The organism is Natrinema salaciae, from assembly GCF_900110865.1.
GTDB classification, from domain to species: Archaea; Halobacteriota; Halobacteria; order Halobacteriales; family Natrialbaceae; genus Natrinema; species Natrinema salaciae.
Map to the genome: position 1 here is coordinate 52,618 of NZ_FOFD01000002.1, position 21,742 is coordinate 74,359.

20 protein-coding genes are annotated in these 21,742 nt (G+C 64.9%); 11 read left to right on the forward strand and 9 right to left on the reverse strand.

Annotated features, from left to right (window positions below):
• Positions 1-64 precede the first annotated feature (64 nt).
• The 3 genes from BMX07_RS05585 to BMX07_RS05595 all read left to right on the forward strand — a co-directional run bounded on the left by BMX07_RS05585 (position 65) and on the right by BMX07_RS05595 (position 2,741).
• Positions 65-568: a universal stress protein gene (locus BMX07_RS05585; RefSeq protein WP_090615086.1), complete on the forward strand. Its 504-nt coding sequence runs from the start codon at positions 65-67 to the stop codon at positions 566-568.
• Between the two features lie 96 nt (positions 569-664).
• Positions 665-1,126, forward strand: a complete 462-nt coding sequence (locus BMX07_RS05590) for a PH domain-containing protein (RefSeq protein ID WP_090615089.1) — start codon at positions 665-667, stop codon at positions 1,124-1,126.
• Complete coding sequence (locus tag BMX07_RS05595; protein WP_090615092.1) at positions 1,116-2,741, forward strand: PH domain-containing protein; 1,626 nt, start codon at positions 1,116-1,118, stop codon at positions 2,739-2,741. The genes BMX07_RS05590 and BMX07_RS05595 overlap by 11 nt, the downstream gene beginning before the upstream one ends.
• A gap of 124 nt (positions 2,742-2,865) precedes the next feature.
• On the opposite strand, the gene BMX07_RS05600 is transcribed toward BMX07_RS05595, so the two are convergent.
• The gene (locus BMX07_RS05600; RefSeq protein ID WP_245742059.1) at positions 2,866-3,957 is read right to left on the reverse strand and encodes a Na/Pi cotransporter family protein; all 1,092 of its coding nucleotides are present in this window, start codon (positions 3,955-3,957) and stop codon (positions 2,866-2,868) included.
• Positions 3,958-4,179: 222 nt separating this feature from the next.
• Between BMX07_RS05600 and BMX07_RS05605 the strand changes: the two genes are divergently transcribed.
• Entirely contained in the window at positions 4,180-5,592 is a 1,413-nt protein-coding gene (locus BMX07_RS05605) for a class II fumarate hydratase (protein ID WP_090615094.1), read from the forward strand.
• Between the two features lie 75 nt (positions 5,593-5,667).
• Positions 5,668-6,939: an NHL repeat-containing protein gene (locus BMX07_RS05610; protein ID WP_139210823.1), complete on the forward strand. Its 1,272-nt coding sequence runs from the start codon at positions 5,668-5,670 to the stop codon at positions 6,937-6,939.
• Between the two features lie 51 nt (positions 6,940-6,990).
• On the opposite strand, the gene BMX07_RS05615 is transcribed toward BMX07_RS05610, so the two are convergent.
• Positions 6,991-7,422: a universal stress protein gene (locus tag BMX07_RS05615; RefSeq protein WP_090615101.1), complete on the reverse strand. Its 432-nt coding sequence runs from the start codon at positions 7,420-7,422 to the stop codon at positions 6,991-6,993.
• A gap of 72 nt (positions 7,423-7,494) precedes the next feature.
• A complete protein-coding gene (locus BMX07_RS05620; protein WP_090615105.1) occupies positions 7,495-8,571 on the reverse strand; it encodes a hemolysin family protein in 1,077 nt (358 codons plus the stop codon).
• Positions 8,572-8,874: 303 nt separating this feature from the next.
• Between BMX07_RS05620 and BMX07_RS05625 the strand changes: the two genes are divergently transcribed.
• Entirely contained in the window at positions 8,875-9,108 is a 234-nt protein-coding gene (locus BMX07_RS05625; RefSeq protein ID WP_090615108.1) for an HVO_2901 family zinc finger protein, read from the forward strand.
• A gap of 108 nt (positions 9,109-9,216) precedes the next feature.
• Here BMX07_RS05625 and BMX07_RS05630 read toward each other — a convergent pair whose 3' ends face one another.
• Positions 9,217-9,948, reverse strand: a complete 732-nt coding sequence (locus BMX07_RS05630; RefSeq protein WP_090615112.1) for a DICT sensory domain-containing protein — start codon at positions 9,946-9,948, stop codon at positions 9,217-9,219.
• Positions 9,945-10,316 carry a DUF7344 domain-containing protein gene (locus tag BMX07_RS05635; RefSeq protein WP_090615113.1) on the reverse strand — a complete coding sequence of 124 codons (372 nt, stop codon included), beginning with the start codon at positions 10,314-10,316 and terminating at the stop codon, positions 9,945-9,947. The genes BMX07_RS05630 and BMX07_RS05635 overlap by 4 nt, the downstream gene beginning before the upstream one ends.
• A gap of 323 nt (positions 10,317-10,639) precedes the next feature.
• Between BMX07_RS05635 and BMX07_RS05640 the strand changes: the two genes are divergently transcribed.
• Positions 10,640-11,128 carry a PH domain-containing protein gene (locus BMX07_RS05640; protein WP_090615115.1) on the forward strand — a complete coding sequence of 163 codons (489 nt, stop codon included), beginning with the start codon at positions 10,640-10,642 and terminating at the stop codon, positions 11,126-11,128.
• Positions 11,125-12,708 carry a PH domain-containing protein gene (locus tag BMX07_RS05645; RefSeq protein ID WP_090615118.1) on the forward strand — a complete coding sequence of 528 codons (1,584 nt, stop codon included), beginning with the start codon at positions 11,125-11,127 and terminating at the stop codon, positions 12,706-12,708. Before BMX07_RS05640 ends, BMX07_RS05645 begins: the two co-directional genes overlap by 4 nt.
• A 146-nt stretch (positions 12,709-12,854) precedes the next feature.
• On the opposite strand, the gene BMX07_RS05650 is transcribed toward BMX07_RS05645, so the two are convergent.
• Complete coding sequence (locus BMX07_RS05650; RefSeq protein ID WP_090615119.1) at positions 12,855-13,721, reverse strand: SDR family NAD(P)-dependent oxidoreductase; 867 nt, start codon at positions 13,719-13,721, stop codon at positions 12,855-12,857.
• Positions 13,722-15,014: 1,293 nt separating this feature from the next.
• On the opposite strand from BMX07_RS05650, the gene BMX07_RS05660 reads away from it, so the two are divergent.
• The 3 genes from BMX07_RS05660 to BMX07_RS05670 all read left to right on the forward strand — a co-directional run bounded on the left by BMX07_RS05660 (position 15,015) and on the right by BMX07_RS05670 (position 17,836).
• Positions 15,015-15,410, forward strand: a complete 396-nt coding sequence (locus BMX07_RS05660) for a DUF5805 domain-containing protein (RefSeq protein WP_090615124.1) — start codon at positions 15,015-15,017, stop codon at positions 15,408-15,410.
• Entirely contained in the window at positions 15,400-16,446 is a 1,047-nt protein-coding gene (locus tag BMX07_RS05665; RefSeq protein WP_090615127.1) for a tyrosine-type recombinase/integrase, read from the forward strand. The genes BMX07_RS05660 and BMX07_RS05665 overlap by 11 nt, the downstream gene beginning before the upstream one ends.
• 634 nt (positions 16,447-17,080) lie before the next feature.
• A complete protein-coding gene (locus BMX07_RS05670) occupies positions 17,081-17,836 on the forward strand; it encodes an alpha/beta fold hydrolase (protein ID WP_217643677.1) in 756 nt (251 codons plus the stop codon).
• Between the two features lie 254 nt (positions 17,837-18,090).
• On the opposite strand, the gene BMX07_RS05675 is transcribed toward BMX07_RS05670, so the two are convergent.
• The 3 genes from BMX07_RS05675 to BMX07_RS05685 all read right to left on the reverse strand — a co-directional run bounded on the left by BMX07_RS05675 (position 18,091) and on the right by BMX07_RS05685 (position 21,688).
• Positions 18,091-19,017, reverse strand: a complete 927-nt coding sequence (locus BMX07_RS05675) for a phosphoribosyltransferase HisG-related protein (protein WP_090615133.1) — start codon at positions 19,015-19,017, stop codon at positions 18,091-18,093.
• Between the two features lie 78 nt (positions 19,018-19,095).
• Positions 19,096-20,784, reverse strand: coding sequence for an AAA family ATPase (locus BMX07_RS05680; RefSeq protein WP_090615137.1), 1,689 nt, complete (start codon positions 20,782-20,784; stop codon positions 19,096-19,098).
• 58 nt (positions 20,785-20,842) lie between these two features.
• Positions 20,843-21,688: an MBL fold metallo-hydrolase gene (locus tag BMX07_RS05685; protein ID WP_090615140.1), complete on the reverse strand. Its 846-nt coding sequence runs from the start codon at positions 21,686-21,688 to the stop codon at positions 20,843-20,845.
• Positions 21,689-21,742: the final 54 nt, after the last annotated feature.

Consider the following 21,742-nt stretch of genomic DNA (forward strand, 5'->3'; position numbering starts at 1 on the left):
AATAGAGAGTGCATGAAGATTTTTCTGGACAATTATATGGCTGGTGTGGTCGTAATGCGAAACAATGGCATCGAAATCGCTGGGATCGATGGAATCGACCATGCTCGAGGACCGCGAGACGTCGGCGACGGTGAGCGACCCCGGATCGTTCGACCGCATTCTCGTCGCGATCGACGGCGACACCGACGACGACGTCAGCGCGGCCGCCGTCTCGCTGGCCGCCCGTCACGGGGCTCGAGTCGACGCGCTGTCGGTCGTTCGGATGAACGCGTCCGTCGATCACTGGGATCTCCGCGTCGAACGACGAGAGGCGAGCGCGGAAGCCGCGCTCGATGCGGTCGGCGACGCCGCCGATCAAACCGACGTGGCGGTCGCGAAGCGGCTCCGATACGGCGATCCGGCCGAACAGATCGAACTGTACGCGGAGCACAACGATGTCGACCTCATCGTCGTCGGCGAGCCGACGCGAACCGGCATCCGGCGATATCTGTCGCCGACGAGCGTCACCGAACGGGTCCACCGCTCGGCCTCGGTTCCCGTGCTCACAGTTCCAGCCGACGACGACTGACACCGATCGACGGCCCGCCCCGCCGACGGACCGGACGGCCGCGATCCCGCCCGCCGGAACCGTAGCTTTATCCATCGCTGCTGACACGATACGGGTATGGAGACGCTTCATCCTCGAATCAGACTGCTCTGGATCGCGCGCGGGGCGCTCGCGGCGATCGGCCTCGGCGTCGCGCTCGCCGCCATCGACCAGTGGCTGTTCGGCGTGCCGCTGGTCGCGATCGCCGGAGTCGTCGCGCTCGGACTCTTCCTCGGCGTCGTCTACGCCGTCCGCCTCTATCAGGTCTGGCGGTTCGAGTTGCAAGCCGACGCGCTCTATCTCGAGCGCGGCGTGGTCACCCTCGTCGAGACCGCGGTTCCATTCGTTCGCGTCCAGCACGTCGACACGCAGTTCGGTCCCGTCGAACGGCTACTCGGCCTCTCGAGCGTCGTGGTCTACACGGCCGGCTCTCGAAACGCGGACGTTCGGATCCCGGGACTGACGCCGGACCGTGCCCGAAGCCTGCAGGATACGCTTCGCGAACTGGCCGTGGAGAGCGAGGCCGAGGATGCCGTCTGACGCGAACCGACTGCATCCGCTCAGTGCGGTGTCGCTGGCCCTCCAGCGGGGCATCACCGGATTTTCCGTTCCGTTTTTCCTCGCGGCCGTTGCGGGCATCGTCGGCATGGATGTCGACCGCACCGTCGACGTCCTGTTCGTGCTGTCCCCGATCGGGTTCGTCGTCGGCGTCGGCTACGGGCTCGCGTACTACTACCGGTTCACCTACGAGGTCACGTCGGACACGTTCGACGTGACCTCGGGCGTGGTCTCTCGACGCTCCCGCGAGATCCCCTACCGCCGCATCCAGAACGTCGACGTCGCACAGGGCGTCGTCCAGCGCGTGCTCGGACTCGCCGTCGTCTCCATCGAGACCGCCGGCGGGGGCGACACCGAGGCGACGCTGAACTACGTTAGCGAGAACGAAGCTGAGCGGCTTCGATCGGAGATCCGCCGATTGACGGCGAAAACTGACGACGAAGGGGCCACCGACGAACGAACGGCTCGGACGAGTCCGGCCGATTCGACCGCCGGCATCGACGAGACCACGCGACGGGAACGGGCTCGAGACGAGGGGAGGCCGATCCGCCTGTTCGAACTCGAGTTCCGCGAGCTCCTCGTTTACGCCCTGACTTCGTTTCGGTGGGGCGCGGCGGTGTTCCCGATCGCGCTGCTGTTCTTCGTGGGGGGTGCCGACTCCGGTTCGGGACCGGTGCCCGAATTTCTCCTGTTGGCCGCCGAGCCCTTCGGCGGGCCGGAGGGGGTCGAGGGTGCTGCCCTCGGCCAGCTACTCGTCCTGACAGCGATCACTGCGCTCCAGTGGACGGCCGCTACGTACGTCGCGAGCGCGATCTACACCGTCGCGAACTACTACGGGTTCCGACTCGGGCGAGCGGGAGACGACTTCGTCTACGAGCGCGGGCTGATCCAGCGCTACAGCGGCTCGATCCCCGCCGAGAAGGTCCAGTCGGTCTCCGTCACCGAGAACCCGCTCCAGCGGCTGGTCGGCTACGCCGGCCTCTGGGTCGAAACGGCGGGCTACGGACCCGATAGCAGTAGCGGCAGCCAGTCGGCCGTCCCGCTGGCCGACACCGATCGCGTCTACCGATTCGCCGAGAACTTGACCGGCGTCGAGACGCCCGAATTCCGGCGGGCACCGCGGTTGGCTCGCCGGCGATATCTCGCCCGCTACGCCATCGTCGCGGCCGCCGTCGTGGGTATCGCGTTCGGGCTCGCGCAGGTTTCGACCGTCGACCGCTGGTATCTCACGGCCGTCGTCTTCGTCGCGGTGCCACCCGCCGCTCACCTGAAATACGTCAACCTCGGCTACTTCGTCGGCGAGGACCACCTCGTGATCCGAAGCGGGTTCTGGAAGCGCCGAACGACCGTGATCCCGTACTACCGGATACAGACGGTCTCGACGCGCCGATCGATCTTCCAGCGCCGGCTCGGGCTCGCGTCGCTGGCCGTCGACACCGCCAGCTCACGGACGTTCGCCTGGGGGACACCGACGATTTACGACGTCGACCTCGAGACGGCTCGCGAGATCCACGGCACGGGCCGGAAACGGCTCCAATCGACACTGCGCGAGCGCGCTCGAGCGGACGATATCGGCCTTTCGGTGGATTTTACCTGATCGGTCTCGACGCCGTCCGGGTTGTCGATAACGCTGCCTTCCGCCCCTCTCCTCGGCCCAACTCGTCCGTTCCGGACGAGTTCTCACCCGCCCAATCACTGACGATGGACTGCAGGGCCAGGGGTCAAGGGAACACGATGAGCAATAGCGGAACGAGCAGTAGCGAGAGGAGAACGCCGACGAAGTAGCCCGTGTTGTCGATGATTCGATTCTGGGCTCTGTCGATGAGCCTACCGTATGGCGCGTAGAACGCGAGCACGACCACCGACATGCCGGAGCCGATGGCCACCAGAACGAGGACGATCCGAATCCCGACGAACGTGTTCAATGCGACCGCGACGACGAGCGTATCGATCAACGTCCCGATGTTCGCGCCCAGCACGAACGGCATGATCTCGCTTCGTTTGATATGTCCGCGGTTGTAGAGCGGAACGATCACGCCAAGCGAAAACGCGACGCTCGTCGTAACCCCCGTGACGACGAGCCCGAGTCCGAACGACACCCACTTGTCCTGTAACCTCGAGACGTAGCGCCGACGCAGCCGCTGTTTATCGATGCCATCGAGTATGCGATCGAACAACTGGAGGCTCAGGAGAATACAGCCGATCGCCAAGAGAAACGCGACGCCACCTCCGACGACGTCGATGAGTCCGTCGGTGACAATCGACAGCACGTCCGGGAGCGAGACCTCGAGGTCGGAAAGTGCCTGACTGCGTCTCTTCTCCGTCCGAATCGCTGGCATCGCGGCGTATCCCAGTACCATCGCGGGCAGGTAGATCGAGTGGGTGAGCAGGAAGGTGAGGAGCCCGAGGCTCATCGACTCGCGGAGCGATTCGACCTCCTCGTTCAGGTAATCGAACGCCCCGATAAAGACGACGACGGCCCCACCGCCGAGCCGGGAGCCGACGATCATCAAGAACAGTTGCGACGGGAGAACGAGTCCCGAGTTGAACAGGGACAGCGAGAGGGCGGCGACGATCGACCCGTTGGCTAACACGTACGAGGCGATCCAACTGAGGCCGAGTGCCGATCCGTCGTCGACGATAATCCGACTCAATATACCCCTGAGCGACGGTGTGAGCGCATCCGTTGCAGACCCCAATAACCGTATCGCGAAGAGGAACAGGACGACCGTCGCGACGACCTGTACCGCGACCACCAGAGACGAGTCGTCGCGCAGCCATCCCGTACTGGTCTCCCGACTGATGTCCTCCACCCAGCACACGTTACATGCGAGGCCGGGTAAAGTATTGTTCAGGTCTTGACGAAAAACGGGATATCGAACGTCTCGTTTCCGCGTTCACAGATTCGATCGCGAAACGAGCGGGTCCGCTCGTCGCCGAGACCACCAGCCCCGTTCGGCCTCGAACGAGCGCGCTCGAGCGGACGATATCGGCCTTTCGGTGGATTTTACCTGACCGGTCCCGACGCTCCGCGTATGGCAGACGACGACTACCGAATCGAGGAGGACAGCCTCGGCGAGATGCAGGTACCAGCGGACGCCTACTGGGGTGCCCAGACCCAGCGCGCCATCCAGAACTTCCCCATCTCGGGGATCACGTTCAGCCGCCGGTTCGTCCGCGGACTCGGCGTCGTCAAGAAGGCCGCCGCGCAGGCCAATCGCGACCTCGAACTCGTCGACGAGGACGTCGCCGAGGCGATCATCGAAGCCGCCGACGAGGTCATCGCTGGCGAACACGACGACCAGTTCCCGGTCGACGTCTTCCAGACCGGCTCCGGGACGTCCTCGAACATGAACGCCAACGAGGTCATCGCCAACCGCGCCGCCGAGATCATGGGCTCGGAGATCGGCGACCGCGTCGTCCACCCCAACGACCACGTCAACTACGGCCAGTCGTCCAACGACGTCGTCCCGACCGCGATGCACGTCGCCTCCCTCGAGGCCGTCGAGAAGGACGTCATCCCGGCGCTGGACACGCTCCGCGAGGCGCTCGAGGAGAAAGAGGAGGAGTTCGACGACGTCGTCAAGACCGGCCGCACGCACCTGCAGGATGCGACGCCGGTCACGCTGGGCCAGGAGTTCAGCGGCTACCGGACGCAGGTCGAGAAGGGACTGGCCCGCGTCGACCGGATCCGTGACCACCTCGGCGAACTCGCGCTCGGCGGCACCGCGACCGGGACGGGGCTGAACACCCACGAGGAGTTCCCCGGCCGCGCGGCCGAATACATCACGAAGGAGACCGGCGTCCAGTTCCGCGAGGCCGACAACCACTTCGAGGCCCAGGCCGCCCACGACGCGATGTCCGAAGCACACGGGGCGCTCCGAACCGTCGCCGGCTCGCTGAACAAGATCGCCAACGACCTCCGACTGCTGGCCTCCGGCCCGCGCAACGGGCTCGGCGAGATCGAACAGCCCGAGAACCAGCCCGGCTCCTCGATCATGCCCGGCAAGATCAACCCCGTCGTCGCCGAGGCCGTCAATCAGGTCCACAAACAGGTCGTCGGCAACGACGCCGCCGTCTCCGCCGGCGCAGCGGAGGGCCAGATCGACCTCAACCTCTACAAGCCCGTGCTGGCCCACAATTTCCTCGAGTCCGCGGAACTCATCTCGAACGCGAGTCAGGTCTTCGGTGATCGGTTCGTCCGGAAACTCGAGGCCAACGAAGAGTACTGCGAAGAGCGCGTCGAGCAGTCGATGGCGATGGCCACCTCGCTGAACGTCCACATCGGCTACGACAAGGCCAGCGAGGTCGCCAAGACCGCGCTCAAGGAGGACAAGACCGTTCGCGAAGTCGTCCTCGAGAAGGGCTACTTGGACGAGGAGGAGGCCGACGAGGTGCTCGATCCCCGGAAGATGACCGAGCGCGGCATCCTCGGCCAGGACGACTGAGACGGCGTCGGCGAGCGCTACGATTTTCTGTAACGTACTAGTCACTTATCGGCGGCGGTCCCCGACTCGGTGTCGATGCCGCACGAAACCGATGCGGAGACCGATCACTCGTGGCAACCGATAACAACCCCGTTCGACGCCGATCTGTACGACGTCGTTCGGACGGACGACGGTCCGTTTGCCGTCGGCGGCGGTGGAACGATCGTCGCGAACCGCGGCCAGGGCTGGGAACCCGTGGTCGAGTCCGGACCAGCGGGGCAGAACCGGACACTCCGATCGATCGCGACGATCGACAACGGCGCGCGGGTATGGGTCGCCGGTGCGTCCGGCGCAATCGGCGCGTACGACTTGATTCGAGACCGAATCTACGACTTCTCGTACGCGAATGACATCTCCGGCTCGTGGCAGTCGATCGCCATCTTCGGAACCGCCGGCAGCGAGACGGTGTTCGTCTCCAACGCGTCCGGGACCATTCTCTCGGGTACTCTCTCGGGGCTCGAGGTGACCGGTTGGTCGCCGTCGAAACCCGGTTCGGGTGCGGCGATTCCCGCGCTCGCCGCGGCCGCCGACGGCGTGGTCTACGCCGTCGACACGGGGGGGAACGTCTACGAGAAGCGACCGGGAGAGTGGACCGCCATCGGTATCGCAGACGTCCAAGCTACGCCAACCGACGTGACGGTCGGCCCGCGGAAGGACGTCTACGTCGCCGCAGACGATGGGATGATCTATCGCTACGATCCAGCCACCGAACGCTGGAAACCGATCGAAACCCCGGCCGCCGGACTCCGCGCCGTCGACTGCTCCGACGACCACCTCGTGGCGGTCTCGGAGAGCAACGCCGTCTTCCGGCGACCGCTGGACAGTCGGACTTCCTGGCAGCGAGAACCCACACCGACCGGGAACGACCTGCTCGCCGTCGCAACGGGGTATCCCGACATCGCCGTGGGAAAGGCCGGCACTGTTATCGAACGACCGCCTCGAACCCCGCCGGCGGAAGACCGCCCGTCGGAGACGCCACCAGCGGGGAACGCGTCGCGAGCCGGTCCCTGCGATCGACTCGAGAGCGAACTACTCGGCCGCCTCGACCGAACGGAGTTGGAGTCCCTGCTGCGCCACGCAGACTGCGAGTCGCCGCTGCTCGAGCACCTCGGACTACTCGAGAGCGACGAGGCCGAATCCGTACTGGGAGGCCGTCTCGAGCGAGCGCCGCTCGCCGTTCTCCCGGTCAGAGAGGGCGTCGTGAGGGGCGACGAACGGAAGGGAAGCCACCGCCGCTCCTCGTGTGATTGTGCCGAAACCGAGTCGAAACTCGAGGACGTCCTCGTCGAGCGGCTGCTGTGCGAATGACCCCGTCCACTGTCGTCGCGGGTGTCGACCGTCTGCTGAACTTCCGGCTCGTCAGGGTCGTGCGATCAGCACGGACGCGTCGACCGTGCGCACGACGCGATCGGTCGTGCTCCCGAGGAGGTGCGCTTTCAGTCCCGAGCGGCCGCTCGCGCCCATGACGACGAGGTCGATATCGTGCTCGGCGACGTACACCGCGATCGCCTCGTGGGGATCCCCCTCGCGTGTGCGTCGCTCGTAGTTCACGCCGGTCGCTTCCGCCCGGCGTTCGGCGTCGTCGAGGGCGGATTCCGCTTCTTCCTCGAGCGTCTCCGTAACCTGCGGCGCGATCATCCCCGACGCACCCGCGGACATCTCCGTTCCCTCGTCGATAACGTGGAGGAAGTGGACCGTCGCCCCCTCCTCGCCGGCGATCGCGACGGCCTCGTCGACCGCCGCCGCGCTCGAGTCGCTCCCGTCGGTCGGTACCAGAATATCGTGATACATGGTTGTTCGTTCCACCGGGATGCGGAAAAGCCGAAAGCGCGCAGTCGCGTGGTTGGTTCGTGGTCCACCTACTTACCGGTTGGCCGATTCGACCTGTTCCCGATCGAGCGGGTCCTCGATGTCGCCCATAACGGCCTCGAGCAGGTCGGTGACGGTCACCAACCCGACGACTTCACCGTTCTCGATCACGAGCGCCAGTTCCTGATTCTCGGCCTGGAACTGGTCGACCGCGTCGCTGACGTCGACGTCGGGGGAGAGCGTCATCGGCGGTGCCGCCAGTTCGGCGAAGTCGACGTTGCCCTCGGCCAGTTCTTCGCGGTGTCGAACCAAGATCGGCGTGTAGACGATCCCGCGGAAGTCGGTCGGGTCGGACCCGATCAGCGGATACCGCGTCTGGGGTCGGTCCTCCATCTTCCGGAAGTTCTCCTCAGGATCGTCGGCCGTCGACAGCGCGACGATATCCTCGGGGGGGACCATCAGTTCGCTGATGGACTGCTCGCCGATCTGAAAGGCGTTCATCACCTCTTCGCGCCGTTCCTCCGGGAGTTCCCCCTCCTCGAGCACCGACCCGAGCTTGTTCCGGAGGTCGGCGCGGGACTCGATGACGTCCTCCTCGGTCTCGAGCCACGCGCCGGTCATCTCGACCCCGAAGAGCTTGAGGGTCAGTTTCGCGATCCCGTCGCCGAGCGTGATGATCGGCGAGATCACCCAGTGGAACCAGTACAGAGGCGTCGCACCGTACCGACACACCATCCGGGACCGCTCGACGCCCAGATACGTCGGCGTCTGTTCGCCGTGGGTCAGGTGGACGAGGTTGATGATGAGGAAGGCCAGGATCGCCCCGCTCCCGATCGTCGCCAGTGCCGTGTTCTCGAAGAACGGCTCGAAGATGGCCGCCAGCGCGGGTTCGGCGACGATCCCGACCGCGATACTCGAGGCAGTGATTCCGACCTGGCACGTCGTGAGATAGAGTTCGAGGTCGTCAGTCATCTCCCACGCACGCTCGAGTTTCGGGTTGCCACCGACGAACTCCTCCTCGGTAAACTGTCGTGCGCGGGTCAGCGCGAACTCGATAGCGACGAAGAAGGCATTCGCCAGAATGAGCAAGACGCCTGCGAACAGCCGGCCGCCGATGACGAACGAGTTCATCGCCCGAACGTTGGCTCGGTAACTATAAATCGGTCGGGGATTCTTGCAGCCGAACGAAATCGACGCAGTGACGGGTGGAATACCAGGACTATGATAGGATCTCGAACGCCGCGGACGCGGCGAGCGCCGTCGGGTCGACCTACCAGCCGGCGGGATACTCGAACCCGAGTAAACCGCCGATTCGGTCGTTCTTTTTTGCCTGCTCGTCACGCCCAAATCGGCGCAGTGGAGCCGAATCAAGCCAGAATTCGATGCAATAAAAGAACCCAAGCAGTTTTGGCGGATGCTCGCGTCAGACGAAATATGCACACCTGTCGCAACTGCAACCAGTCGTTCCAGACCGAGCTCGCCCTCGAGTTACACCGAGATACGTGCAACAAGGGACAACTCTTCTGTCAGGTATGTGGGGAGCGGTTCCAGGAGGGGACGGCGACCCAGGACGGCTGGCACTACGAGTGCCCGAACGAGGACTGTGACGGAGACGGACTGCAGGACGACCTCTATCGCGTCGAGGACGTCCGCACCGCGACTCACTAGCATCCGGGACCGATCGCTCCCGGACCGGTTCCGTTTTGGGATGCCGACGGCGTGACAGCCGCCGGTGACGCCGTTCCGACGGACGAGAACGGGAGCCGACCGTCGCCGTTACGAGAGCTCGTACGTCCGCTCGAGGTACGTGAACAGCTCCCCCACGGTCGCCGGATCGAACGTCCAGACGCCGTAGTACCGGCCGGCGGCGCGTTCCTCGGCGATCAGTGCACAGCGGTGGAATTCGTTTCCGCCGCCGTCGAACGCGACGAACCAGAACGCGCCGAGATCGCCGCCGGCGTCCGCGACGACCGTCACGGCGTCGATGAGCGCCACGTCGGTCTCCTCACCGAGGAACACTGCCACGTCGAGCGAGTCGTGCGCTCCGAGCCGATCGTAGACCGCCGCCTGTGCGCGGAGCGCGGTCGCCCGCTGGAAGCCCGCGTACAGTCGGCCGGTACCGACGCGCCACGCTCGTTCTTCGATTTCACGAGAGGTGGCGATCATCTGCCGGCGATCGTACGACGAAAACAGCGTGTTCTCGAGGAATTCGAACAGGTCCGCCTGATCGTGATCGGTCTCGGCGAGTTCCCACGGCGGGTGGCTCTCGGGGGAGAGGATCGCGTCGAACTGGTCGATCCCCAGTGCGCCCCGAAATTCGCCGTCGTCGTCCCTGACGATGACGAATCCCGTCCCGTCGAGCGCACCCAGCGCGCGGTGGGTCACGTCGACGTTCCGCGTGTCGAACTGGTGTCGAAACTCCGTGACGACCGACGCCTCGTCGGCGTGGATCTCGAGCGTTTTTCGCCGTCGGTCGACGGCTTCGAAGACGTCTCGAAGCGAGTTCATGCGGAGCAGTCGTCGATCCGCAGGTACTCCCTGATCGCTGCCGGAATCGTCGTCTCGGTGACCGCGTTCGCCTCGCTGTCGAAGGAGACGATCCCCAACTCCTCGAGCTGGGGGAGTATCACGTGGTACAGCCGGATGCGGATCCGCTCTCGATCGGACGGGGTGGCGATCGTCTCGTCGGTACTGGCGGCCGCGGCCGCGAGCGCGTCGGCGAGTTCGTCGAGCGTCGCCGTCGGATGATCGTGGAGATAGATGACCGCGTTTCGAGCGTGATAGTTGCCGAATAGACGGATCACGTCGTCGACCGGAAGCCGACCGGCCGCTGCCCGGAGGGCAACCAGATCGGGGGTAAACTGCTTGTTGCCCATCACTCGGAGAGTATGCTACCACTGCACAAATACGTATGGCCGGCGACGGCGGCTGCGACCGCACTCAGACACGAACCCGCCGGTTCCGACTCCCGCGGAGCCGCGTCGCCGAGCCCGCTCGGCAGCGTGTCAGCCCGGTCCGGGCGACGCGCATACCGTCGAGCGGACTCGAGACGAACGACACTGTTCCGATCTCGCTTCCGCACCCGACTCCGATTCTCCGTCGCCTTCTGATTCCGCTCCCGTCTCCGATTCTCTTTCACGCTCTGCAAACTACCGCCGCTTTCCAACCCTTTAATCGGATTAGTTCCCACACGATACGTATGGAACGGCTCACTCCGCGAGTGCGAGTCGTCTGGCTCGGTCTCGCGATCGCGCGAGCCGCGATTCTCGGCGGGATTCTCGTGGGCGCGGCGATCGTTCTCACGCGCACCGGCGTCTGGGAATCCGCACCCGCGGCCCTCGTCCCGGCTGCCGCCGGAGTCGCGCTCCTCCTCGCTCTCCTGCGCGTGCTCGTGGTCTGGCTGCGCTACGGCGTCTGGCGGTTCGAACTCCGGGACGACGACCTCTACATCGAACGTGGCGTCTTCACCCGCGTCAAGACGGTCGTCCCCTACGTTCGGGTCCAGCACGTCGACTCCCGGCGCTCTCCGCTCGAGCGAACCACCGACCTCGCGACGGTCGTCGTCTACACGGCCGGCTCCCGAAGTTCGGACGTCGCGATCCCCGGACTGACGCCGGAACGCGCCGAGGACCTGCAGGAATCCCTTCGCCGACTCGCGATCGAGAGCGCGGGTGAGGACGCGGTATGAGGAAACTCCATCCGGCCTCGGTTGCCGTCCGGTCGCTCTCGCGCAGCCTCAACACCGGATTTCTGTTCTTCGTCGTCGGTATCGTGGTTTCGCCCGGCGGAAACGGAACCGACCTGCTGTCGGTGTTCGCGCTCGTGGCGGTCGGGGTCGTCGTCGGAATCGTCTACGAGTTCGCGTACTACCAGCGATTCCGGTACGAGCTCACGGACGACACGTTCGACGTCACCTCGGGGGTGCTCGCGCGACGGGACCGCGAGCTCCCGTTGGGGCGGGTCCAGAACGTCGACATCAGGCAGAACGTCGTCGGCCGCGTCCTCGGGATCGCCGCCGTCCACGTCGAAACCGCTGGCGGCGGACAGACCGAAGTCAGCCTGGAGTACGTCGACGAGGCGGAGGCTCGCCGCCTCAGGCGACAGCTCCGAAGCGGTGCGAGCGCTCCCGAAACCGACGCGGACGGCCGCGAAACGGGGACGGACGCGACCGACGACGCGGCGGCCGACGACGAGGAACTCCTGTTCGAGATTCGTCCGCACGAACTCGCGATTCTGAGCGTCTTCACGATCGACCCGGGGGCGAGTCTGCTGGGCGGTATCGCGCTTTCTTTCGCCAGCGGGCTCGATCCGGTGGCGTTGGTTCCCACGGACCGGTTCGCGTGGATACCCGGTCCGGAAACTGGCCTGTTCGCGGTCGTGTGGGGTCTCCTCCTCTTTCTGCTCGCTGCCTGGGCCATCAGCGCGACCCTGACGTTCACCCGGTACTACGGGTTCCGCCTCACGCGCGTCGGCGACGAACTCTACTACGAGCGCGGCCTCCTCCAGCGCTACAGTGGGACGATCCCCCTCGAGAAGGTCCAAACGCTGACGATCTCCGAGTCGGTCCCGTTCCGCTGGTTCGGTTACGCGGCGCTGAGCGTCGAGACGGCCGGCTACGCGCCCGGACAGTCCAACTCCCGTGGCACGGAGTCCGCGATTCCGCTCGCCGACGCCGATCGGGTCGCCGAACTCGCGCGCGCGATCGAACCGTTCGGTCCGGTCGACCTCGAGTCGCCGCCGCGTCGCGCCCGCGAACGGTACGCGATCCGGTACCTGCTCGCTGCGGCGGCTATCGTCGGCGGTGCGTACGCGGTGGCGCGGTACACGGCGGTCGGGGCCCGGTGGTACGTCGTCGCAGCGATCGCCGTCCTCGCCCCGATAGCCGCCCACCTGAAGTGGTCGAGTCGTGGCTACCGCGTCGGCGATCGATACTTCCTCACGCGCACGGGGTTCTGGCGACGGACCACCAAGGTCGTTCCGTACTACCGGGTGCAGGCCGTCCTCCATCAGGCGACGATCTTCCAGCGCCGCCGGCGGCTCGCCAGCGTGACGGCCGACACCGCCAGTTCGGCGACCCTCCTCGGACGAGCCGCGACCGCCCACGACGTGGACGCCGAGCGCGGCCTCGAGATGCAGGCCGTCATCGAGGAGCGACTCCAGGACCGACTGCGGGCTCGCAAGCGCCAGCGAACGGTCGGCCGGTGGTTCCGGGACGCGAGCGAGTCGGCGGACGACGAATCGTCGAGGGGGACCGATAGTTCGACGTAGGGTCCGACACCGAATCAGACACGAAACCGCTCTCCGGCCGAAATCATCGGCCGGCGCACCGAACTCGACGGGACACCGCCCTCGAGCGGGCCGATGCGTTCCTCGCCGAGTGGGGCCGCCGACTCGTTCCCGCTCCCGTTCGCGGATCAGTAGGTCAGACTCATGCCGCCCTCGTGGGTCATGTCGCCGCCGTTGAGGTGCTTGCTGTGCGTCGACGATCCCATTACGAACAGGTTCGCGACCTCGAAGGGTTCCATCATCTCCGTGACCCGGGTGTGCTGGAGCATCACGTTCTCGACGACCTCGTCGACGGTCATCCCGCGTCGGTCCGCCGTGTCGGGGAGCTGTTTCGCGACGAGAGCGGTCTTGACGTAGGCCGTGCTGACGGTAAACGCCCGCACGTCTCCCTCGACCTCGGCGGCGATCGACTGCGTGAGCCCGCGCAGTCCGAACTTCGTCATGTTGTACGCCACCTTGTCCTGGGTCACGATGTGGCCGTGGACCGAGCACATGTTGCCGACGACCCCCGCGCCGTCGTCGTTGTCCCGGAAGTGTGGCATGCAGTGTTTCGCGAGTACCATCGGCGCACGCTGCATGACGTCGTGCATCAGGTCGTACTTCTCGAGGGGAAACGACTCGATCGGTGCCACGGTCTGGATCCCAGCGATGTTGGCCAGATACCGGATATTACCCCGTTCGGCCGCTTCCTCGACGATCCGCTCGAGATCAGCGTCGTCGGTCAGGTCCCCGACGACCGTGACGAGTTCGCCCGACAGGGACAGCGCGTCGGCCTGCGACTGCGTTTCGGCGAGCCCTTCCTCGTCGCGGTCCGTCGCGAGAACGGTCAGTTCGTTCGCCGCGAACGCCAGCGCGGTCGCCCGTCCGATCCCCGATCCGGCTCCGGTCACGATCGCGACGTTCTCGGGAGCGTAGTGTGGGTCCTCGAGCACCAGAAGGTCGTCGCGCGTGAGTTCCGACGGTCCGTACTTCGCCATCGCCTCCTCGACGGTCATATCAGCCATACCGGAGAGGACGACCACGAGCGGGGAATAACTACCGCCGCCGGTACCGGTGGGTCGCTCAGATCGGGAGAAAAGCGGTCGTGTCGCGTGATCACGGCGGTACCACGATCGGAGCGGAATCGTCTGCAACCGCACGGAAACTGCGAACGTACCGACGCGACGCGTTCCCGGGTTCGTCCGAATAGATATATCGATATGTGATTTATCCGTTCGGGATGGGACGACAGCCGATTCCGAAACCGGAAGCGGATCGGGCGATATCACCCCGATACGCGCCGGTGACGGTCGGTATCGCGCTCACACCGGGTCCGGGGAACAGTGACGAGGCGTGCGCCGCTCCTGTGGCCGCCGGCCGGTCGCAGCGCCCCAAATCGCGACACACTGCGATTCTGAGCGGATTCGGATCGGGGTCCGGTTTTCCCCGCCACAGCGACGTATCAGCCTTCGAGAAACCCGCTACAGGCCGAGTGAAGACGACGCTGCCCGAACTCTTCGACGTAACAGCAGGGATGGCGCGTACTTGCAGGGAGCCGATTCGGTCCGGCTCGACTCTCGACTCGCTGGAGCGTTGCTGCGTCCGGTTCACCGGCTCGAGCGATGGAGCCGACCCCCGAGGCCGTTCCGCGAGCCGAGACGCCGGCCTGGCATCTCGTCGGCACCGATCGACGAACCGCGCCTCGAGACGACCGCGTAGGAACCCGTCCGAACCGGACAGCGCCGCGCTGGAAGTGCCGACGACCGGACGGCGGACCACGGGCGTCGACGCTACGAGAACTTGCCGGGTTCGAGCGCGTTCAGCGCAGCGGCGGTCCGCTCTGAGTGCTCGTCGGGCGATCGACGCTCGGACTCGGGAGTCCCTCGACCAGCCGAGGAACCACTCGTCGATACCGGGTCGGACGATCGGACTCGAGCGACCATCCGCGTCCGAGCGAGCACCGTTCGGGGGGACCGACCGCCGACTCGCTCGAGCCGATGTGGCGGGCCCAGTCGAGCCGACGGTCGCCGATCGAGAGTAGACTCGGGCGCGTTCGTGGATCGGATTCGACGACTCGGTACCGTGGGCGAGGACGGTTCGTCGGTCGGCCGGTCGATATCGTCGATCAAATATCTCAGATTGTATCACCATTCGCTCCAACGTTAGATCTCGATGTATGTCCCCACGAATGCCAAAAATATCTGATTATGGTGCCAATTCTCGCAGTATAGTAGTCCACCAAATCGAGATAAACTCACTTAGCTCGAATAATGGGTAGATTGAAGATCACCGCGTCTGATGGGTACGGTATGAGCGATTCGGCGGACACATCTAGGACCGCTGTCAAAACCTACGTCCCGGCCTACCAGAAAGCGGCCTGGCAGGACCACGCCGACGAACTGGACATGAGCCAGAGCGAGTTCGTCCGAACGATGGTCCAGGCGGGGCGACAGGGGTTCGAACCCGGTTCAGCGGAACCCGATTCCACCGACCCAGACCCCGGGGGTAACGGCCTCGAAACACAGGTCCTCGAATTACTCTCGTCTGACACGTACTCGTGGGAGGAGCTGCTCGAGGCGGTCTCCGACGACATCGAGTCCCGATTGGACGAGACGCTCGAGGAACTGCAGTCGACCAACCGAATTCGATACAGCGGACGCCACGGCGGATACACGACCGTCGAGGGTGGTGGCGATGGCGACTGAGCCCACAGCCGATCCCCCCGCGGACGTGACTGACCCGATCGCGTACTTCCTCGACGACCAGCGGTACCACGGCAAGAGCGAACGGACGCTCGAGGCCTACGAGCGCGTGCTCCGACGGTTCGAGGCGTTCGTCCGGGCGGAGTTCGACGGAGACGCGGTCGGCGCGGCCACCCGACGGGAGTGTATGGCCTGGATCCACTCGCTGCGCGGGTCGTTCGAATCCAGCACGATCGCGACCTACGCCTCGTATCTCAACCGTTTCTACGATTACATGACCCGCGTCGGCGTCTTCGACGACAACCCGATGGCGCTAGTCATGGAAGAGATGTCCGAATCGATCGATACGAACCCGACGAGACGCGACATCTCGGTCGGCGAGATGCGGTCGTTCGTCGACTCGATCGCCCATCCCCTCGAACGCGCCGTCGTCGTCACCCACCTGAAGACGGGAATGCGGGTCGGCGAGCTCTGCAACCTCGATCTTCGTGACCTCCACCTCGAGATGCCGCCGCTCGAACTCGAGTGGACGCCACGCGTCGGACTCGAGCAGCGGCCGTCGTCGGTGTTCGTTTCCGCCGAACCGGCCCGCGGCACAGCCGTCAACGGCGAGGAACGGACGGCCTCGAACAAGCGAAAGCGGGACACGATCGTGCCGGTCGACGACGAACTTCGGCGGGTGTTGCTCGAGTGGCTGGCGATCCGTCCGGACGCGGTTTCGCCGGCGCGACCGCTCTTCCTCGACACGCGGGATTCGTGGGGCGAGCGGCTCACGCCGTCGGACGTCCGCTATATCGTCGCGAAACACGCTCGAGAGCGCGGCTGGTACCGGACCGGCGGCGGAACGCAGGAGAACGTCACGCCCCACTACTTCCGGCACTTCTTCACCACACATCTGCGGGATCGAACCGGCGACCGGGGGATCGTACAGTACCTCCGTGGCGACGTCGCCGGGGACGTGATCGACACCTACACCCACAACTGGGGCGACCGCGTTCGTGAGACCTATCTCGAGTGTATCTACGCCGTGACCCGGTGACGAGAAACCAACGACCGACGCGGTCGACGCCAGTCTCTTCGTCCGTTTCGCTGTCCGTTCGTCCAGACGTTTTGACCGGCACGCAACGATGGCCAGTGATTACTCCGTTCGAAGTAAATCTCGCTGCCTCAAACCGACCGTATAAATCATATATCGATATACGAATGTTCCCGTCCCGCACCACCGTCTCGGAGGATAGGCTGAACGTCCGCTTGGGGATGAGGTACTCGACACCCAGATTCGAGAGCGTTTGAGAGACCGCCGTCACATCGAACGCTGCAGCACACAGGACCCTCTATCGGGACGTGTGTCTGCGCCCGCCGCACGAATCGTTGCACTACTCAAAGCAACGCAATCGCTGTAGCCTCGTACGCCATACGCAAGAGTAAATCGAAGGACAAACGTCGACGCCGAGGTCGCCACCAATCCGCACACACAGACTTACACAGTCGTTCGAAGCGACCACTTTCACCCACTAGAATTACGTATTTGGGCGGAGGAGCCGTCGACAGCACTACGGATAAGAACCAATGAACGCGAACGTATTCGACCCCGATAGACACCCACTGACGCCGATGCTCGACTCGAAGACAATCAGCCACGGCCGATCCCGAACCGAGCAATGAATCGAGCGTTGTCAGAACAGGACAGCAACGTTGACAGTGAGGTGTCGTTCGTACTCGTTCCCGGTGCGTGGCTTGGGGGATGGTGTTGGAAACATCTCACACCCCTACTCAGCGAAGAGGGCCACGAGGTGCACACCCCGACACTGACGGGTCTTGGCGAACGAGTACACCTCGCTCGTCCTGACACCGATCTCGAAACACACGTTCGTGACATCGTGAACGTCCTCGAGTATCGAGAGCTTGAGGACGTTGTCCTTGTTGGTCACAGCTACGCAGGGTTGGTGGTTTTGCGGGTGGCCGAGGAGATCCCGGAGCGACTCGCACACGTCGTCTACCTCGACGCACTGATCCCGATGGACAACGACCCCGTCGCAGCCTCCGACTTCTATCCACCGGCGGAGTGGACAACGATGGAAGCAACTGCGGAAGGTAACGACGGCGGGTGGCCACTGCCAGACGACCATTCAGGCTGGGTCGGTATCTCGGACGAAGACACAGAGTGGATACGAAAAAAGGCGACACCCCATCCACTGAATACGTTCGAACAGACAGTGACCGCGGAGAACCCGGACACAACAAATATCCCACACTCATACATTCTTTGTCAAGACAACGGCATGGATGATGACGTGTTGGAGATGATTCGACGGCTCTGTAACGAACGAGCGTGGGATTTGTACGAACTGGAAACCGGTCACTGGCCTATGGTGTCGGAACCCGATAGGCTCGCCCAGCACCTCCTTGACGTTCCACAGACCGGCTGAATTACCCGAGAGCGGTTCAAAATTGACGGCTACACTGCTGTTCTGTGGGAGATAGTACTGCGTGTGGCTGCTCGTACCGGCGGCTCACGGACAGGTACCAGATACTCGCGGGTGCCGGACCCGACGTCATTCGACCGGAGTCGGGTTCGAGTCGCTGGTCAGGAACAGGACGCCGATGCCGGCGATCGGGATATTCGAGCGCGAGACGACGGCACATTCGACGGATTCTCGCCGGGCAGACGGTGCTGTGGAGCCTATCGGCCGACGACGAGCTCCGTCTCGAGGTCGCCGCCGTTCAGCAGCGATCGGACGAGGTCGACCGTGGGGGTCGTCTCCGCCGTGTTCTCGAGCAGTACGGTCTCGCTCGGGAACAGTTGCTCGCCGAGCAGGAGGCCGTGGTCGCGCGCGGTCGACCCGGTGACGGTCAGGTAGACACCCAGCCCCGCGTCGGCGATGGCCGCCTCCTCTTCGCGACCCTCGTCGGGGTAGTAAAATTCGATGTCGTCGAGCGCCCGCGTTCCGAGCACCGCCTGTACGAGCCGTTCGTATCTGGGCTCGATACACAGCGGCCCCTCGTAGGACTCGAGGAAGTCCCGATCGATCGACCCCGCGGCCGGTGCGACTTCGGGCCCGGCCAACAGCGTGTGGTAGACCGTATCACCGAGCCCCGTGACGACCTGCACGTCGGTATCGGAGGGGTTGATCCGGGCGTTGATGTCTGCGATCCGGTCGAGCGGCTCCGGCCGGAGCTCGACGACCTCCTCGAGAACGAGATCGGCGCTGTCGAAGCCGAGTGCAAATTCGTGGGTCCGGAGGGAGCGGAACGGCTCCTCGCGACCGACGAGCTGGATCGCCGTGCCGTCGGGTGCGCCCTCGACGTCCGTCAACGGGATCGTGACGCTGTCGAAGACGATCCGGCGCGGTTTCCCCGCGCGGTCGTCCCGCAGCAGGGAGTACTCGGGTTCGGCCGGATCGTCGACGGCGCTGTAGTCGGCGAGACGATGGTAGACGTCCTCCTCGGCGGGATCGACGGTGCCCTTCGTGAGTGCCTTTTCGTGACGAAGCGTCGACGTGATGTCGTCCGCGAGGTCGGGGACGTCGAGGCGATCCGCGAATCGGTCGAGCACCGACTCGAGGGGTCGCCCCTTCCGTGGAACAGCGATCGGTATCGTCTCGCCCATCGACCGGTTCTCGACCGGCGACGGATAAACGAGTTGCGTTTCCGGAATCCCCGTGTTCCGTGGGTTCGCGGCTCGAATTCAGTCGGTGAACATCGAACCCAGCTGGTCGCGCCACTCCTGAATGTCCGTTACGTCAGCGCGCACGTCCTCGAGCTCGTCTTCGACGTCCGCGAGATCGTCCGCGACCGTTTCGACGTCCGCGTCGACCGCGCCGATGTCGTCCTCGAGTTCGTCGACGGTGTCCTCGAGCGCCTCGACGTCCTCGTCGACTGCGCTCAGATCGCCCTCGAGATCACCGTTCCAGTCGGCCAGCTCGTCGACGTCGTCGTCGAGTTCGTCGACCCGTGACGTCGTTCCCTCGAGCCGATCGTCCATCGACGCGAACTCGTCCTCGAGCGCGTCGATATCGGTCTGGAGCTCCTCGATGAGCTGCGCGCCGGTGCCGTTCTCCTCGAGGAACGTCTCGAGCGCGTCGATGTAGGCGGCGACCTCCTCGACGCGGGACTGGAGGTGCTCGACTTTCGCGATTTCGGGGCCCGCAGGCTCGATATCCAGTTCGGACTGGATCGCCTCGAGATCGTCGTCGTCGACCGTCCCCTCGCGAATCTCGGTCGCGAGACGGGCGGCGACCGAACCGCTGAATTCGCCGTCGCGGTTCGGCTCCGCATCGGCGGCCGCGTCGGGCTCGTCGACGCCGTCGGCAGCCGTCGGCTCCACGACGCCGCGCGTCTCGGCTTCCGCGTCTGAGTCGGCTTCCGCGCCGGTCGTCACGCCGTCAGCAGCTGGCGACACGTCGATGGCCGGTTCGTCAGGCTCGTCGGGCTCGTCGGGCTCGTCGGGCACCCCGGACTCGGTGTCCACAGTCGTCTCGGATGCGTCCTCGTCGACGGCGGCAGCCGACTCCTCGAGATCGAGCTCGATCTCGGGTTCGGCGACGTCGTCCTCCTCGTCGTCGTCCACCTCGGTATCGTCCGTCCCGGTCTCGAGATCGAGTTCGACGGCGGGTTGGTCGTCGCCGTCGTCTGCATCGTCCGTCTCGTCCGTATCGGCCGCACTCACGTCGATTTCGGGCGGGTCGCCGGGCTCCGGCCCCGGAATCTCCTCTTCCTCGAACCCGAGGTCGATATCCGGCGTGTCCTCCGCCTCGGTCTCGTCCACGTCGGCGTCTGTCGGGTCTGGTTCGGGATCGACGTCGCCGAGATCGAGGTCGAGTCCGTGGGCATCGTCTTCGCTTCCGACGGCGGTCTCGTCCGCGTCGGCGGCCTCCTCGTCCTCGAGCCCCGGGACGGCGTCCGAATCACCGGAGATCATGTCTTTGACGGCCTGGTTCCGGTCCTCGGAGACGATGTTTCCGATGACCTCGTCGTCGACCTCGTCGGCCTCCGAGGTGTCGTCGTCACCGGCACCACGTTCGGTGACCGTCGGCTCGGTCAGGAACGCCGCGGCTCGGCTCTCGTCGTCGATCTGGATCCCGTAGACCGTCTCGAGTCGCTCACCGGGCTCCAGCGTCGTCGAGAACTCGACGTGGTTGTCCTGAAACGCGGTCCAGTCATCGCTGTGATACTCCGGATGGAACCCGACCTTGTCCATCGGGAACGATTCGGGAATGATTTCCGAGAGCTGAAACGTAATCGGATCGTCGCGGTTCGATTCGATCTCGAACCGGATCGCTGGGACGGGGAACTCGTCCGCTTCGAACGTCTTTCGGACGGCAATCCCGTCAGTACTGACCTCGATTACGTCGTCCGTGTCGGCGGTACTACTCATATGGGACCAACGTTACCATACCATTACTATAAATTGTGCGGACGGGCTCATGTCGGTTCTAGAATGTGTTCTCCAGGGAGACGCGGTCGCCGATCTCGACGACCTCGAGTCGCCGCGGGTAGTCGAAGCTATTCGCGTGGTGCTGGAGCGCCGTCGGATCGGCCGTGAGCCCTTTCCACATGTCCCAGTGGCTCGGCAGGAGGCGGTCGCACTCGAGGGCCGCGGCGCACTCGATGATCTGGTTCTCGTCGTTGTACCAGCGGGTCCGCGTCGGCTCCCGGGTCTCTTTGTCGGGAATTCGTCCGACGGTGCCGAACGCGAGCGCCGCGAGGTCGATGTCGTACTCGGTGCCGATCCGTTCGAACTCGTCGCACGGTTTCGTGTCTCCGCCGTGGAAGAAGGTCCCCGCGTCGTGCTCGAACACGTAGCTCACGGGCTGGGTTGCGTCGGGATCGTTCGCCGCCTCGACGTGGACGGTGAACTCTCCGATTTCGAACGTGTCGCCCTCGGCGACTTCGGTCAGTTGGTCGTCCGTCACCGCCCACTGGTCGGTCCACGCCTCGTCCTCGCGGGCGACCGCGAGACTGTCGCCGGGCGCGTAGAAGGTCCCCCCCGTGTTTGCGAGGATCGGGGCCTGACTCGGGCCGTGGACGTGGTCGGTGTGTTCGTGGGTCGCGAGGACGGCGTCGGCCTCGTCGACGTCCGCCGGCTCGAACGGAACCGGAATCATGCGGACCGTCCGCGGCGGATCGCCGAGGCCCAGATACGGGTCGACGAAGACCGTCGTTCCGCCGGTTCCCTTGAGGACAAAGCCGTTACAGCCGAGATACCAGATCGCCACGCCACCGGGGTCCGCGTCTTCGACGTCGCGCACGAGCCAGTCGCTCCAGTCGCTTCGGATCATACTCGAGGATGCGGAGACGGGCTGGGTAAGTATTACCATCTCTCGTGGGATCGA

What these genes read in the sequence shown, in the direction of transcription:
- BMX07_RS05585 (WP_090615086.1), top strand. Translation starts at nt 65, where the DNA reads ATGGCATCGAAATCGCTGGGATCGATGGAATCGACCATGCTCGAGGAC.
- BMX07_RS05590 (WP_090615089.1), top strand. Translation starts at nt 665, where the DNA reads ATGGAGACGCTTCATCCTCGAATCAGACTGCTCTGGATCGCGCGCGGG.
- BMX07_RS05595 (WP_090615092.1), top strand. Translation starts at nt 1,116, where the DNA reads ATGCCGTCTGACGCGAACCGACTGCATCCGCTCAGTGCGGTGTCGCTG.
- BMX07_RS05605 (WP_090615094.1), top strand. Translation starts at nt 4,180, where the DNA reads ATGGCAGACGACGACTACCGAATCGAGGAGGACAGCCTCGGCGAGATG.
- BMX07_RS05610 (WP_139210823.1), top strand. Translation starts at nt 5,668, where the DNA reads ATGCCGCACGAAACCGATGCGGAGACCGATCACTCGTGGCAACCGATA.
- BMX07_RS05615 (WP_090615101.1), bottom strand. Translation starts at nt 7,422, where the DNA reads ATGTATCACGATATTCTGGTACCGACCGACGGGAGCGACTCGAGCGCG.
- BMX07_RS05620 (WP_090615105.1), bottom strand. Translation starts at nt 8,571, where the DNA reads ATGAACTCGTTCGTCATCGGCGGCCGGCTGTTCGCAGGCGTCTTGCTC.
- BMX07_RS05625 (WP_090615108.1), top strand. Translation starts at nt 8,875, where the DNA reads ATGCACACCTGTCGCAACTGCAACCAGTCGTTCCAGACCGAGCTCGCC.
- BMX07_RS05630 (WP_090615112.1), bottom strand. Translation starts at nt 9,948, where the DNA reads ATGAACTCGCTTCGAGACGTCTTCGAAGCCGTCGACCGACGGCGAAAA.
- BMX07_RS05635 (WP_090615113.1), bottom strand. Translation starts at nt 10,316, where the DNA reads ATGGGCAACAAGCAGTTTACCCCCGATCTGGTTGCCCTCCGGGCAGCG.
- BMX07_RS05640 (WP_090615115.1), top strand. Translation starts at nt 10,640, where the DNA reads ATGGAACGGCTCACTCCGCGAGTGCGAGTCGTCTGGCTCGGTCTCGCG.
- BMX07_RS05645 (WP_090615118.1), top strand. Translation starts at nt 11,125, where the DNA reads ATGAGGAAACTCCATCCGGCCTCGGTTGCCGTCCGGTCGCTCTCGCGC.
- BMX07_RS05650 (WP_090615119.1), bottom strand. Translation starts at nt 13,721, where the DNA reads ATGACCGTCGAGGAGGCGATGGCGAAGTACGGACCGTCGGAACTCACG.
- BMX07_RS05660 (WP_090615124.1), top strand. Translation starts at nt 15,015, where the DNA reads ATGAGCGATTCGGCGGACACATCTAGGACCGCTGTCAAAACCTACGTC.
- BMX07_RS05665 (WP_090615127.1), top strand. Translation starts at nt 15,400, where the DNA reads ATGGCGACTGAGCCCACAGCCGATCCCCCCGCGGACGTGACTGACCCG.
- BMX07_RS05675 (WP_090615133.1), bottom strand. Translation starts at nt 19,017, where the DNA reads ATGGGCGAGACGATACCGATCGCTGTTCCACGGAAGGGGCGACCCCTC.
- BMX07_RS05680 (WP_090615137.1), bottom strand. Translation starts at nt 20,784, where the DNA reads ATGAGTAGTACCGCCGACACGGACGACGTAATCGAGGTCAGTACTGAC.
- BMX07_RS05685 (WP_090615140.1), bottom strand. Translation starts at nt 21,688, where the DNA reads ATGATCCGAAGCGACTGGAGCGACTGGCTCGTGCGCGACGTCGAAGAC.